The sequence below is a fragment of the Natronolimnobius sp. AArcel1 genome, from assembly GCF_011043775.1.
GTDB lineage: Archaea > Halobacteriota > Halobacteria > Halobacteriales > Natrialbaceae > Natronolimnobius.
Genome location: NZ_JAAKXY010000005.1, coordinates 1 through 14,302 on the forward strand (window position 1 = coordinate 1; position 14,302 = coordinate 14,302).

Sequence of the window (14,302 nt, forward strand, 5' to 3'; positions counted from 1 at the left end):
GGGTGGGCAGTCGGCGGAGCGCTCGCAAATGGATTGAACAATTTGTGCATTACTACAACCGACAGAGACCGCATCAATCGCTCGATGGACGAACGCCGACTGAGGAGGTGCTAAACTAGACAGTGCCGGTCAAAATTAACCCTCAAGCCAATTATAACCACAACTATTTTATCACTCTGCCCGCATATTAAGATAGCGCGGGAATCGGACTGTCGTTGCCAGACTGTCCCTCCGCGCTATCAAATCATTACTGATACGACTTCCGACAACCATGCGTTCAGGTTCGGTTGCCGCCAATACCTGTGAACAAATCCAAGGCACCAATTCAAGAGTTTCTTAAGACTCGTCTTCTGATCCGTCTTCCTCCTCAGATTCAGACTCCTCTTCGAGACCGTCAATGATGACGGTAACTGTTTCAGAGGCTTCCGGCCATTCATCACTGTCTGGGTCTTCACCGGCAGTGATCTGGAGTTCCCACTCACCGTTTGTGAGGTCTGAACTCTGATACGGTCGAGTGAAGTCACCATTCGCAATTCCTGGTTCGGTGTGAATTGTTGTGCCCTCGTGGGTCATCGAGGTGTTATACTGGTAGAACTCCGTATCCGCACTGATAGAGATGGTTCCATCATCAGCAGGCGTCACCTGAAGTTCCTCCTGGGTTTCACCGTCGACAACGAGCGGGTTGTCTTCAGCACCCTCAATTGTGATGTTCTCGAGTGTTGGCGTTACAGGTTCGGACGTATCCTCCCCTTCTCCGACGACAGTCAGTGGCTCTGTGGCGGAATGAGAGATGCCCTGAAGCGCAGCAACGTTGATTCCAACGATAGCCAACACGATCAATCCCACGAGACCAAGCAGGCCAAGCGCACCGAATTTCAATATACGCCCTCGAGACGACGATTGGCCTGAACTCGATCCGGTGGCCAGTGGTCGATCACTCCCTGAGTGACTCTCTTGTGAGGCTGTTCGTTCGGCGATCAACTCCTCTGTTTCTCTGAGCGGTTCGAGTCCGCTATAATCGCCAATCTCGATTGTTAGGTCACAGTCCTCGAGAGCATCAATCGCTGTATTCTCGCCAATGGCAATCGTTTTTGCATCTCCTTGACTGTATTTTCGCAATACACCAAGGGCTGAGTCAGCATCCTGGACACCGACGTGGACCTGATGACCACTCTGCAATAGGGACTCGAAATGGTCATGATCAGTTGGCGTTCCAGGAGTAGACGTTCCACCCGGACCGAGTCCCTTGAATACCGCAACATCATCACTGGTCGTCTGGAGTGTCATACCGTACTCTTCGACACGCTGTCGAAGATCGCGCTTGAACCGTTCGAACAACTTCCGTAACTCCTGGGTGCGATAGACGGCGTAGTACTGCTCAGCACGCCCTCGTTTTGACTCACGGGCACGGAAAAACACGATCAGTTCTGATGTCGATCCAATATCGAGGTACGCACGAACGCCACCAAAGAAGAACTGCTCGAGGCGCTGATCTACTTTAGCGCTATTATCGTATCGTTCACCTTGAGAGTCGTATATTGTAAGTTCTGTCATGGGTGCAGGTATGCTATTGACCTAGTCGCTTGAGGAGTCGATCGAACCCGACTGTGACAAGCGAGTCAGACTCGTCACGAACTGGAACGCGTTCTCCCTCTTCGTTAACGGTTGTTTCGTAGTACACTGGGTGAACATCCACTTCTGGGGTCTGGCGAAGGAGCGCACTGAATCGCTCACTTTGACGGAGTTGCTCACCAACGTAATCACGGAACTTTCCGAACGATTCGTGCGCTTTGAGATCGTGTTCTTCCCAGAACTGCTCTGCGAACAGATCCGCCTTTGTGGCGACAACGACAACCTCTTTCTCCTCTGCAGCCTCGAGAATGCTGAAATACTCAGCAATACCAAGTCCTTCCTTATTCACGAAGCGCTCAATGTCGACTAACAGAATCAGTGTCGATGCCTCTTCGACACCAGCTGTAAGCTGTGCAAGTTCAGCATCAGGATTACTGATCTCTCCGTTGAGGGCATCAGGGATCCGGCTGAGATGCTCGCCAGCATAATCAACACTCGAGACGGTGACGTTCTTCGGGAATAGTTGCCCTTTGATGAACTGAAACTCGAGGTTCTTGAGTTCACTCCGACCAGTTGCTTCGACAATCCAATCAGTATCATCTCGGTCAAGGAACTCCACGAGTTCCATGAGGTCTTGACTTGGATTGAGTGCTTCCCGTTTGGCCATTTTCTTATCCCGGCCTCGTTCAATCGCCTCGAGATAGGCGCCGATCAAGAGCAGACTTTTCCCAGACCCTGGTGGTCCAAGGACGAAGAAGTCATCATCTGAATCGTACCGAATAAATCGCCGCATCGTCACCACTGCAACCCCAGCCGCGATAGTATGTTCTGGGAGACCATCGACGTTGATCGAAATTGCACTTGTATCGATCGAATAGATCGCAATACCATCGGCAGAAATATCCAAGAATTCTGGATATGCCAGATGAGCTTCGATAAGCGAAACGAGAACGAGAACGATGAGCAGTAGATAGATGAATTTCCCTGCGCGGCGGAATTCAAAGGTTCCAGTCGATTTGAGTGTGAGTGTCTTCAGTACACCCCCGAAAAGAAGTCCAACTGCAAGTCCCGGAGCAGCCCACATGACAGTCTCAGCACCCTGAATGTTTGGCAAGAATGTTCCCGTCGTGCTAAACCCGACCATGAGTGTGCCGAGCCCAACCCAAAGCAGTAGTGCCGATACTCGCTTTTTTGGGTCAAGCGTCAAGACCAACAATAATCCGATCACAAGACCCAAAAATGCGATGTTAAAAAGGTCTTGTCCAACTCCAACTAAGTGCCGGAAATCGAAAATTGCTGGAAGAACATGACCGCGCTCCCATCCTGATGCAAACAACTGAGCTAGCAGTGGTGTGACTGCAACGACTACAATAAGGTACACACCAAGAGCAAGTTTTTCGCCATGCTGCCGGAGAAAGCGAAGCAGTTCCTGCCTCATAAGAACCTCTCCGAAGTACGAAGTCGACGTTGTAATAAGCGATTCCCCATCCCCCTTCGTGTCAACTTATCTGAATTCGTTTGATGAGTTGACTGTTTCCTTTCTCTCCCCATATTTAACACTGGTTCACTCTGATATATTTGTCCGAACGACGTTTCATTTGGGTGTTAGTTGAGACTCTCTTAGTAGTTTTGGTCACTGCAACAGTCATTTGGAGAACCCACAAGTAATATTATTCCAATAAATATATTATTTTTAGTAGTTATGAGAGCAGACAGGTTGGAGACCATAGGCCTGGACCGATATGATTCACAGACGAAATACTACTTCGGACGGAAGAAAACGAAGTGTGACAGGAGCCGGTCGAACGAGCGGCTTCGATTGGATCGTAATTTTTCGCTTGTGGCCGGCAACCAACTCAATTTGTCAAGTGAGTATGCAGACAGCCGCCAAACCACCGCAAAAGCAAGAGTTACGGTGCCCATTTCCTAAGCCAAGAACAGAGCTAATGGCGCGCAACCAGTACGACATCGTCGTTGTCGGGGGCGGAATAGCGGGCTGTTTTGCGGCGGCAACAGCAGCAGCGGAGGGATTAGCCGTTGTGCAGTTAGAACGCAAACCTCGAGAACAGGGCGGGTACATCGCCTGTGGCGACGCGATCAAACGCCCACGAAAGCCCACACACTATCCAGGACCGATCGACATGGACGCGATTGCGGACGACGAGGCCGTCCTTATCGACAACAATATCGACCAGATCGAGTACTGGGACGAGCAACTCGGCGTTCGGAAGGTATTGCCCTACGACGAGCCAGGCAGCAACGTCATCGACCGCTACGAGTTTGGTCAGCGACTCCTCGAGCAAGCCGCAGCGAATGGGGCCGAGCAACACTACGATACGGTGGTCAACGATGTCATCCAGAACGGACGCGTCACGGGCGTCAAAGCGGTTCGAGACGGCGAGCCAGTAACCTACGACTGTGACGTCCTGATCGACACCGCAGGCGCCCAGTCAATCATACAGGATCTGGTCGAGTTCGACGCTCTCGAGACTGCAGGCGAGCCGACGTTCGAGATGCCCCATTACACCCACTTCGGGTCGGCCTACCGCGAGATTATCGAGACCGAATCGCCAGTCGAATACCACAACGCCATCGTCGGAAAACCACTCGAGGAACTTGGCTACATCTGGTATTTCCCACGGACGCCGACCCAGATCAACGTCGGACTCGGGTTCCAGATGAACAAGGACCCAATCCCGCTTGCTGACCGCGTCCGCCGCGATCTCGAGGGTCGTCCGGAGTTTCAGGGAGCAACGGTTGCGAAGCGATTCGGCAAGACGAACAAACTCGGATCTGCGATTGCCCTCCGGCGACCGCTAGATTCGATGGTTGCACCGGGCTATCTCACTGCTGGTGGCGCGGCTGGAACGACACACCCAATCACAGGCAAGGGGATTCGTGGAGCAGCGTATTCGGGGTACTCGGCTGGGCGGGCAGCCGTACAGGCAATCGAAGACGGCGATGTCTCCGAGGCCGGGCTCTGGGAACACAACCGCTGGCTCTATCGCGAACACGGCGAAGCCGCGAAACTCGCCTCGTGGGACGCCTACAACGTCGCCGCGAGTTCCCTGGACCTACACCTCCTTCGCGCTGTCGCAGCACTCCTGCCAGAGGCAGAGCTTCGCGAAATTGTCGGCACAACGGCAGAGATAGACAGTCTCAAGAGTAAACTACTCGTTGGCAGTGGCCTTCTCAAAAATTTCGTTTCGGAGTATCGCACTGGTACGTTCGACACACTCGGTGCGAGTAAGGGCGAACTGTACGACGCGATCCGCGGCGTCAAAACGACGCGTGACCACGTCGCGACGTACGAACGCCACTATGACCGGTATCCGGAAGATCGAGACGGGTTCGAACACTGGCTCGCACATCGAAAGCAACTCGATCAGGCGTTTTACGACGACCTTGGACTCTCCCCTGACGAGTACAAGTATTCGCTGTAGGGGAGGCAAAGCCCCGATTCTGGGTATGCGAACGAGAAGACTATCCCTAGTTGTCAGAATGGACTATATTCTTGTCCGAAGAATTGATTTTGTTGTCAACTGTTACGTCAACAGCGTTTCGAGTCGCTCCGCGATCCGATCGAAGACAAAACGACTCACGTGACGATGGTCGTCCGGCAACTCTGTGTCCTGTGTATCACTACGGCTCGCAACTGGTAGCGGATGGAAATGATCTCTCAAGTTGTGCGCGTTTGGATGCCGAACCCATCGACACTTCCATACACCATACTTCAGCGTACCAAAACTACAGGAGTTCCCGAGTCGAAACTCAAGATATGGCACAGACAAGCGGATCGCGAATCGTCGAGGAGACGACCCTCGAGAGCGGGCACCTCGAGCACCTCGCGGCTCGCATCGAGACGTCCGACGACAGGTCGTCGCTCGAGGTTCGAACGCCAGTCACCGATGAGGCGATTGGAGCGATCCCAGCCTGTACGCGTGACGACGTTGCGGGTGCGGTCGAACGTGCTCGCTCGGCCCAAAATAACTGGGAGCAGGTGACAGTCGACGAGCGGGCGGCGATCATCCAGCGATTCGGAGACCTCGTCCTGAAACGCCGAGAGGAGTTGCTCGATGTGGTGCAACTCGAGACGGGGAAGGCCCGACACCACGCTGTTGAGGAGATACTTGACGTCCCGCTGACGTGTTCGTACTACGCGGCGAACGGCCCCTCGATACTCGCGGACGCGGATCGATCGGGTGCGATACCGCTGGCTTCCGACGCGACGGTCACGTACGACCCCGTCGGCGTCGTCGGCGTGATCTCGCCGTGGAACTATCCGCTGACGCTCGCGATGACCGACGCGATCCCCGCCTTGCTCGCCGGCAACGCCGTCGTCTGCAAACCCGACGAGCGCACGCCGTTTATCGCGCTGGCGCTCGCGGACCTGCTGGCGGCGGCTGGGCTGCCGGACGGTCTCTTCCAGATCGTCACCGGCGAGGGAGCGACAGTCGGTCCCGCGCTGATCGACGAAGTCGACTACGTCGCCTTCACCGGCGGCACCGAGACGGGTCGAACGGTCGCCGAGCAGGCCGGCCGGAACCTGATCGACTGCTCGCTCGAACTCGGCGGGAAGAACCCGATGGTCGTCCTCGCCGATGCCGATCCCGAGACGGCCGCTCGCGGCGCGGTCAAGGGTGCGTTCACCAACGCGGGACAGCTCTGTCTCGCTCCCGAACGGATCTACGTCGACGACCGACGGTACGACGAGTTCGTGGACGCCTTCGTCGGCGCCACGCGGCGTCTCGAACTCGGTCTCGAGTTCGACTACGGGCCCGATATCGGCTCGCTAATCGATGGCGACCATCTGAGGGCTGTCCAGGAGTACGTCGACGACGCGGTCGCGGACGGTGCATCGCTGCTATCGGGTGGGCGTGCTAGACCCGATGTCGGTCCATTCTGTTATGAGCCGACAATCCTGACAAACGTCGATCCCGACTCGCGGGTCGCTTGCGAGGAGACGTTCGGTCCCGTCGTCTCCGTGTACCCGGTCTCAGGCGTCGACGAGGCGATCGAACGGGCAAACGACACCGAGTACGGCCTGAACGCCAGCGTCTGGACGCCCGACCGTGAGCGTGGCCGTGCAGTCGCACGCGAGATCGACTGTGGTACCGTCTGCGTTAACGATCCGTACACCGTCGGCTGGGCGGCGACGGACGCACCGATGGGCGGCTTCGGCGACTCGGGGCTTGGCCGTCGTCACGGCCCCGAAGGACTCCGGCGGTATGTCGACGCCCGGACGATCGCGACCTCACGGATCGGCCCGCTGGACGCGCCGTCTGGCGTCTCCCCGCGCTGGTTCGCGCACTTCATGCTCGGACTGACAAAGGTTCAGCGGCGACTCACCAGGTGGTTGCCGTGACTGATACCGAGGTTTTCTTCACTGGATTTCCAGGCTTTCTCGGCTCCGCACTGCTCGAGCGCGTCCTCGCCCGCGGTGACGGACCGGTTGCCTGCCTGGTCCAGTCGCAGTACCTCGAGACCGCACGCAGGCGAGCACAGGAGATCACCGCCGGAATCGAGAGGGTCGACGATGACGCAGTTCGGCTCTACGAGGGTGACATCACCGAACCCGACCTCGGACTGGGCGAGAAGTCGCTCGCGGGCGTTCGCGAACTCTACCACCTTGCGGCCGTCTACGACCTCGCTGTCGACCGCAATCTGGCGGAAGCCGTCAACGTTCGGGGCACTGAACACGTTCTCGAGTTCGCTGACAATCACGACGTGGATCGGTTCCACTACGTCAGCACCTGCTACGTCAGTGGCCGATACGATGGCGTGTTCACCGAGGACCACCTGCAGGAGGGTCAGACGTTCAACAACCACTACGAGGAGAGCAAGTACCACGCGGAGGTCGCAGTCCAGGATCAGATGGACGCCGGCCTGCCCGCGACGATCTACCGGCCCGCGATCGTTGTCGGCGATAGTCAGACAGGCGAGACCGACAAGTACGACGGCCCCTACTATCTGCTCCGGCTCTTGCTGGCCCAACCAAAGTGGCTCTCGGTGGCGTTTACGCTGCCAGGCTCGAGCGATGCCGAGCTAAACGTCGTCCCCAGAGACTACGTCGTCGACGCAATCGACTACCTCAGCTCATCCAAGCAGACCGTTGGCAAGGTCTACCAGCTCTGCGACTCTGCACCCCTACCCGTCCCGCAGTTCGTCGACGTCCTCGCCGAGGCAGCCGGCCATCGTACCGTCGCGCTGCCGACGACGAAACCGATCGCACGAACGGTGTCAAGTCGGCTTTCACCGTCACTCCCGCTCGAACCTGCAACCCTCGACTACCTCGACCATCCGACACGATACGCCTGCCCACAGACGCTACAGGCGCTTGAGGAGAGCGAACTCGAGGTGTCGCCGTTTGAATCGTACGTTGATCGACTCGTCGCGTACGTTCTCGAGAATCCTGCTATCGGCGACGAGCCAATGATTTAGCTGGAGTCTCGAGGATTGCCAGCAGAAGGACCACGAGAGCGACGATGGGAACATATAGTTCTTGAATCGACATCGGAGATGACCTCTCTTTCAGCTAATTACTTCTGCTCACCCGTCGCTTTCGATCCGTTTCACGACCTGCCTGCCTCTCAAACCCCGCTACCTAGACGGCGCTCTTATTCTGCGAGTCGTTCGTACACCGGCTGTTCGGCCGGTTCTGATTCGGTCGTGAGCCTCGAGACAGTCTTGCCGACGGCTTGGAGGCTGGCCGTCTGTTCTTCGCTCGCAGCCGCAACCGACTCTGTGGCCTCGGCGACGTCGTCGGCCGTCGTCGACAGTTCCTCGACCAAGTCAGCGATTGACTCGACACTGTGAGCCTGCTGATCGGCCGCTGCCGAGACATCGTCCATTCCTGTCGCAGTCGATCTGGCGGCCTCGTGGATTTCCTCGAAGGAATCGACCGTCCCGCGGATCTGATTACCTCCAGCGTCGACCCGCTCAACGGCCTCATCAGCTGCTTTGATCGTTTCCTCGGCGTCCGTCGCAACATCCTCGACTGCTCGTTCGATTGCCGACAGGTCTGCCCGCGTTTGTTCGGCGAACGAGCCTACCTCGGTCGCGATGACCTCAAGGGCCTCAATCGCAGTTTCGCCATCGGACCTCGAGGATTCGATCCGGGCGTTCTTGGCGAGGATCGTCGTTCGAGTCGTCAGTTCGTCGAGACGGTCAACGGTTTCATCAATCTCCTCGAGGCGCTCTTCGAGCGTTGCGGCCGCGCTCGAGACGCGGTCGACGGCATCCTCAATCGCCACAAGTTCCGAGAGTGCCTTGTCTGCCGCCTTTGAACCGTCAGCGGCGAGCCGTTCGGTTCGTTCGCTCTCCCGGCGAACCTCATCGGAGACGCTCGCGACCTCTTCGACCGCTGCGGAGACCTCACCGAGTTCACCCGCGACGTGGTCAACCGCCGTCGCCTGTTCGGCGGTGCGCTCCCCGATCCGCTGTGCGCGATTCGAAATCATTTCGCTCGCCTCGTGGAGTTCCGCAACCGGGTTCTCGACGTCGGTTTCGACTTCCCTGGCGAGTTGTTCTCGTCGGTCAATTTCGTTCTCGAGGCGTCCGGCATATGCATCAACGTACGTATCGGTCGCAACCTGCATGTCGAGGTTGATGATTCGGAGGAGCGAGAGAACGTCCATCATCCCGTCGTCGATTGCTCCGCGAACGGTTCGCTCGAAGGACTCGTCGAGTCCGTCGGCGGTGTCGTCTTCGGTTTCGAATCCCAACGCGCCAGCGAGCCGTTCCATCCCGCTAGTTGGTCCCTCGGCGTCGTACTCTTGGGCCCATTCCTCGATCGCTTCGACCACCTGATTCTGGATTCGCTCGTTCAGCTGTGGCAAGAGTAAATCGTAGTAGACGCCGTACTGGCCGACGTAGTGTTTTAGGGGCATGTCAAGCATCTCGTGCAGCTTGCCGATGCGGGCACGGTTTCTGAAGTACTCGCGATCATACTCACCCGCCGCAAGTGACACCAGATACGCTCGCTGGGTTTGTTTCAACCCGTCGAAATTCTTTGTCGAGCGTCCGATGACGTCTCGAGTTTGCTCGTATTGCAAGAGATTGTCGTAGAAGTCGTCGGCAATCCGTTCCTGATTCCGCCGAAGTAACGGCTCGAGATCAGAAAGTCGCCGTTCGTCTGTCTCATCAAAGCCGATGAATTGCTTTCGCCAGTCGATCTCATTCTCCGTGAGCCCGATACGCTCGACGAGTTCGTCGGCATCGAGATACGGATTCAATCCACCCTGGCCAAAGGACTGGTCGGACATACGAGGTGAACTTGTTCGACGCTGACTTTAAGACCGATTCTAGTTTCCAGACGATAGAAATACCCCTAATCATGAGGGACCGTCACTACTCTCGCTGTTAGAAGATAGTAGCCACTGACAGTCAGTGCACACCTACTCGCACGATGGCTGTGCCAGTAGTGTGTACACAGTTTCAGTTGTTACTATAGAACGGGCCGGCTTCGGCGGGTGTTACTTCAACGCTCTCGAGGGTCGGAACTGCATCGGCCTCCGCCTGCAAGTGGTAGCACTATTACCGATATCGTCGTTCATGACACCCGCATGACTGAAAATGGCGTGAGTCGACGGCGAATGATACAGATCGGTAGCGGCTTCGTGGTGGTCAGTGGCCTCGGAGGTACCACGGCCGCCTCGAGTGACCACGAACCGACCGACCAGCCGACCGATACCGGCTTCCAGACTCGAGTGGCACACCTCTCACCCGACGCACCCGACATCGACATCTACGTCGACGGAGAGCAGGTCCGCGAGGGCATCCCGTACGGGACGGTCACCGACTACCGCGACCTCCCGCCTGGCACGTACACGATTCAGGTCGTTCCCGCCGGTGAAGACCCAGCCGACGCAGTGCTGGAAGAGACCGTCGAGGTCGACGACGAGGACCCTACCGTCGACGGTCTCCTCGCAGTGATCGGCGAAGTGGCCGCCGAAAACCAGCCCCTCGAGGCACTGTTTCTCGACGATGACAACAGCCCGGTCGATCCGAGTACCGCTCGGGTTCGCGTCCTTCACGCTTCACCCGATGCGCCTGCGGTGGACGTCGTCGCCGGTGAAAATGGGGACGCACTGTTCGAGAACGTCGGGTTCGGCGAATCCGGTTACGTCGAAGTCCCGGAAGGCGAGTATACACTGGACATCTATCCCGCGGGTGACCGAGAGACCAGCGTCTTCGAAGTCGACGTGTCCCTCGCCGGTGGAACCGTCTACTCCGCGTTCGCGATTGGCTACCTCGAGCCGGAGGGGGCACCTGCCGATGAACCGTTCGAGATCCTCCTCACGGAGGATTCCCTCCCAGACGAAGAGGACGTTGAACCGGACGAAGAGACGCCTGAAGAAGACGAGCCGGAGAAAGAGCCTGAAGAGGAACTGAAAGAAGACGAACCAGAGAAAAACGAGACAGAGAAGAAGGCTACGTGACACTTCCGACTGCCGGCCGTGGAAAATTCTCGCTGCCATGGGGTAGTGAGTGTATTCACACAGGTACAGCCGAACATATGAGCAACTGCGACACGTTTGCGATGTTCGAAGCACTCACAGCGATACGAGTGAGGTGAGAGGAGAGCAGACGCGCAGGAACGCCACCGAGTTTCCCGTCGACGTCGTCGTATCGGCCGTTCAGCGGTGGTGCCCGATCGAGATACATCGGATGGGAGCGCCTCAGCGATCTGCTTTCTCGAAGGGGAAGACGTACTCCCAGTCGTCTTTCATACTGGTGACGACCCAGCCCCGCTCCGCTGCGACGTCGATAAATGGCTGGGCAGACTCGTCGACCACCTCACCTGTTAGGTCTTCGTCCATACTATAGGCATACTCACGCTCGGCGTCGTCATGGTTAACCAGCAGGCACAGCCGGGGACCATCCCCTGCATCGGCCCACTCGAGCATCTCGCGGTCTCCGACGTAGTTGCCGAACGCCGCGATGGGTTGCCTGCCGATGAACGTGTGGATACCCATTGGTTTGCCCTCCTCGTCGTCGACGAAATCGACCTCCGGCAGCTTGACCAGCACCGGCTCGCCGTCCCGGATCTCGTAGCGAGTCTTCCCGGTCGAGCCGACCACCTGCTCTGGCGGGATCCCGTAGGTCGCTTCGCTCATCTGTCGCATGAACTCGACGCCACCGCCGGAGACGATGAACGTCTCGAACTCGTTCGCCCGCAGAAACGAGAGCAGTTCCAGCATCGGCTGATAGGCCAGTTCCGTGTAGCGCCGGTCGAAACGCGGATGGCGCGCAGTATCCAGCCAGTCGGTCACGATCTCCGCGAACTCTGCTGTGGTCATTCCGGCGTGCGTGGCAGCGAGCAGTTCGACGATCTCTTGCTGATCCATCGCCACCAGCGTCTCGAGGTCGTTCTCTAGTGCCGCCTGGTAGGGTTGTTCGTCCTCCCACTCCGGGTGCTGAGGGGCCAGCTCTTGTATTCTGTCCGCTGTAAAGGCGAGCTGGGCGTACACTGGCCGCTCGACCCACAGCGTGCCGTCGTTGTCGAACGTGGCGATGCGCTCAGCGGGTGGTACGAAGCCGGGGGAGTCTGGCGTGGTCACTTCCTCGACGAACGTGAGGATGGCCTGCTTGGTCTGGCCGTCGTTCCAGGACGGAAGCACCTCAGCGGTCTCGTTTCGACTCAGGTGGGCGTTCGCACTCGGATCGGCTCGCTGGGCCGTGGCGCTACCGGCGCCCAGCGCGAGCAGTCCGGCGAGGCCCGCCCCGCGAACTGTGGCGCGGCGGGTTGCTCGCAGCGGTTCGAAGTCCGATTCCGCCGTCGTGTCTGGTTGTTCGTTGCTCATGGCTCGTGTCTTTCTGAGTGTCCCACTGCAGCAGTGGACCGACTCAGACAACCCACGTCAGCATCTTATATAAATCAGCACCGACATTTGAGAATAATATCAACACGTGAGGATAGTATTAGATTGATAACTATCTCCGACTTCCCGAGCGCTCACAACTATCAGTGTGTGCTACATTCGAGCCGTCTATTCAGCAGACGCTGACCGAACTCCAGATCCGCTGACAAAAACGGCGTGCTGGATACAGAAAATGCAAGATAACGGTCTAGTCGGGGATGACGGTAAAAGCGATCACTCCTCCGCAGGGACGACTTCGGGCATGTCGTAGGACCCGTCGACCAGCGACCAGTGGGGGCCGAAGAACCGCGCTGTAAAGCGCATGCCTCCGTCGGGAGCTGGCAGCCAGTTCGTCGCCTGCTCGGGATCGTCCGGTTCCTCGTATTGTACGTAAATGACGAGTTCGTTGGCCTCGGTGTGCAACAGTCCTTCTTCGAGCATATAGCTGTTGATGCTGTACCGGTCGAGGTCGTTCTCGACGAAGTAGCCCTGCGCATCGTAGATTGGAACCTCCCAGAACTCGGTGACTGGCGGCAGGTCATCGAGGTCGAACGTGATGGTGTACCGGTTCGATCCGTCCAGTGGGTCGCCGTTCGCGTCGGTGAATATGATCCCACCGATGTGAGACGCGGGCGAGTCGGGGCCCGCGAAACCGAAGTCGGCCATGGCAGCCCGGGTCAACCAGTCGGTTCTGAAGTCCCCCGTGTTCTGAATAACGTTCCAGCCATTCATGTCAACCATGATGTCGCTGTTACCCTCCACGACGGCGGCTCTGACGCGCTCGAACCCGCTCTCGAACCCACCGGTCAGCGCCTCCTGGACGTCGGTCTCGAGGGCTGACCAGTCGAACTCCAGACCCGGGCCGATTCCGACCTGCTCCAGCCGCTCGAGCATCGCAGCCTCCTTTCGGGAGTCGTCAATGAGCGACATGCTCGGGTCGTTCAGGACGAGGTTGAGGAGGGTGAAGAAGTCCGCTGCGGTCTGATTTTCGACCTGCTGTGCTGTGAGTTCCGTCATTCGCGGGATCGTCTCGTAGTCGCCGGGGACGACTGACTGTTCCGCTCGCGGCACGCTCGAGCGGTCGTTTTCGAGCCACTCGCTAAGCGGGGTGATGGTCGTCTGTGCCTGCAGGTCGTTGACGTACGCGATCTCGGATTCGTCCGTGGGATCGCCCAGCGCGTACCGAACGTTCGTAAACAGCGTATTCGTTCTTGCCTGGACGACGTCGGTCGCGGCGAAGTCGTCTGGAATCTCGCCCTCGTAGTCGTCCGGCAGGATCAGGTACGATCGCGCGTCAGTGCCGTTGAACTGATTCCCGGCGTAGAGGGGAAACATTCCATACTGGTTCATCAACTGGAGCGAAAAGTAGCGGTCGGTAACCTCGGGCATCTCGATGACGATGGGGCCGTCCTGCAGGTCGAGGGCGCCCATTGCGTATAGGGTGGTGGCGTTCGGAGTGACGACAGCCGTGAAGTCGGCCGTTATCGGTCGGCCCTCGTTGGGGTAGTACAACCGATTGACGCCCACGAAGAAGTTGCTGTCCTCTTTCTGCGTGTAGTTGAAGCGCGTCACGTAGTAGATGACCTGCTGGAGTCCGTAGCGGTAGGCATCTTCTGCGATCGATACTACACTGCTATCCGTATCGCTTTCCTGACTACCTTCTGTCGTCGTGTGGTTTGTTTCGTTGCTCATGGCTCGTGCCTCTCTAAGTGGCCCACAGCAGCAATTGGGACCGACTCACACGTTCACACACCAGCATTCCATATAATTCGGTGCCGATACTCGAGAAGGATTTCATGGCACGATGATAGTGATCGATGGATGACTATCACTGAATTCTCGATCGACTACCTGATTCTGTAGTGACC

At 57.6% G+C, this 14,302-nt stretch carries 10 protein-coding genes; 5 read left to right on the top strand and 5 right to left on the bottom strand.

Annotation, left to right across the window (positions count from 1 at the left end):
- Positions 1-119 (top strand): integrase core domain-containing protein (locus tag G6M89_RS15245; protein WP_165162743.1); only part of this gene is annotated, 119 nt, incomplete at its 5' end.
- 217 nt (positions 120-336) lie between these two features.
- Here G6M89_RS15245 and G6M89_RS15250 read toward each other — a convergent pair.
- Together G6M89_RS15250 and G6M89_RS15255 are read right to left on the bottom strand one after the other, a co-directional pair.
- Positions 337-1,554 (bottom strand): hypothetical protein, encoded by a 1,218-nt coding sequence (locus G6M89_RS15250; RefSeq protein WP_165162744.1) that lies wholly within the window; start codon positions 1,552-1,554, stop codon positions 337-339.
- Positions 1,555-1,567: 13 nt separating this feature from the next.
- A complete protein-coding gene (locus tag G6M89_RS15255; protein WP_241175367.1) occupies positions 1,568-2,656 on the bottom strand; it encodes a hypothetical protein in 1,089 nt (362 codons plus the stop codon).
- 862 nt (positions 2,657-3,518) lie between these two features.
- Here G6M89_RS15255 and G6M89_RS15260 point away from each other — a divergent pair.
- The 3 genes from G6M89_RS15260 (at position 3,519) to G6M89_RS15275 (ending at position 8,013) form a co-directional block, all read left to right on the top strand.
- The gene (locus tag G6M89_RS15260) at positions 3,519-5,015 is read left to right on the top strand and encodes a geranylgeranyl reductase family protein (protein ID WP_165162748.1); all 1,497 of its coding nucleotides are present in this window, start codon (positions 3,519-3,521) and stop codon (positions 5,013-5,015) included.
- 335 nt (positions 5,016-5,350) lie between these two features.
- The gene (locus G6M89_RS15270) at positions 5,351-6,937 is read left to right on the top strand and encodes a succinic semialdehyde dehydrogenase (RefSeq protein ID WP_165162750.1); all 1,587 of its coding nucleotides are present in this window, start codon (positions 5,351-5,353) and stop codon (positions 6,935-6,937) included.
- Entirely contained in the window at positions 6,925-8,013 is a 1,089-nt protein-coding gene (locus G6M89_RS15275; RefSeq protein ID WP_165162751.1) for an SDR family oxidoreductase, read from the top strand. Before G6M89_RS15270 ends, G6M89_RS15275 begins: the two co-directional genes overlap by 13 nt.
- A gap of 176 nt (positions 8,014-8,189) precedes the next feature.
- Here G6M89_RS15275 and G6M89_RS15280 read toward each other — a convergent pair whose 3' ends face one another.
- Entirely contained in the window at positions 8,190-9,836 is a 1,647-nt protein-coding gene (locus tag G6M89_RS15280) for a globin-coupled sensor protein (protein WP_165162753.1), read from the bottom strand.
- A 300-nt stretch (positions 9,837-10,136) separates the two neighbouring features.
- On the opposite strand from G6M89_RS15280, the gene G6M89_RS15285 reads away from it, so the two are divergent.
- Positions 10,137-11,012, top strand: a complete 876-nt coding sequence (locus G6M89_RS15285; protein WP_165162755.1) for a DUF4397 domain-containing protein — start codon at positions 10,137-10,139, stop codon at positions 11,010-11,012.
- Between the two features lie 240 nt (positions 11,013-11,252).
- On the opposite strand, the gene G6M89_RS15290 is transcribed toward G6M89_RS15285, so the two are convergent.
- A complete protein-coding gene (locus tag G6M89_RS15290) occupies positions 11,253-12,377 on the bottom strand; it encodes an HAD family phosphatase (RefSeq protein WP_165162756.1) in 1,125 nt (374 codons plus the stop codon).
- 291 nt (positions 12,378-12,668) lie between these two features.
- Positions 12,669-14,126 carry a DUF1254 domain-containing protein gene (locus tag G6M89_RS15295; RefSeq protein WP_165162758.1) on the bottom strand — a complete coding sequence of 486 codons (1,458 nt, stop codon included), beginning with the start codon at positions 14,124-14,126 and terminating at the stop codon, positions 12,669-12,671.
- Positions 14,127-14,302 lie beyond the last annotated feature (176 nt).

Excerpts from the sequence above, each read along its gene's own strand:
- G6M89_RS15295 (WP_165162758.1), bottom strand. The coding sequence starts at position 14,126 with ATGAGCAACGAAACAAACCACACGACGACAGAAGGTAGTCAGGAAAGC.
- G6M89_RS15250 (WP_165162744.1), bottom strand. The coding sequence starts at position 1,554 with ATGACAGAACTTACAATATACGACTCTCAAGGTGAACGATACGATAAT.
- G6M89_RS15280 (WP_165162753.1), bottom strand. The coding sequence starts at position 9,836 with ATGTCCGACCAGTCCTTTGGCCAGGGTGGATTGAATCCGTATCTCGAT.
- G6M89_RS15270 (WP_165162750.1), top strand. The coding sequence starts at position 5,351 with ATGGCACAGACAAGCGGATCGCGAATCGTCGAGGAGACGACCCTCGAG.
- G6M89_RS15290 (WP_165162756.1), bottom strand. The coding sequence starts at position 12,377 with ATGAGCAACGAACAACCAGACACGACGGCGGAATCGGACTTCGAACCG.
- G6M89_RS15255 (WP_241175367.1), bottom strand. The coding sequence starts at position 2,656 with ATGTGGGCTGCTCCGGGACTTGCAGTTGGACTTCTTTTCGGGGGTGTA.
- G6M89_RS15260 (WP_165162748.1), top strand. The coding sequence starts at position 3,519 with ATGGCGCGCAACCAGTACGACATCGTCGTTGTCGGGGGCGGAATAGCG.
- G6M89_RS15285 (WP_165162755.1), top strand. The coding sequence starts at position 10,137 with ATGACTGAAAATGGCGTGAGTCGACGGCGAATGATACAGATCGGTAGC.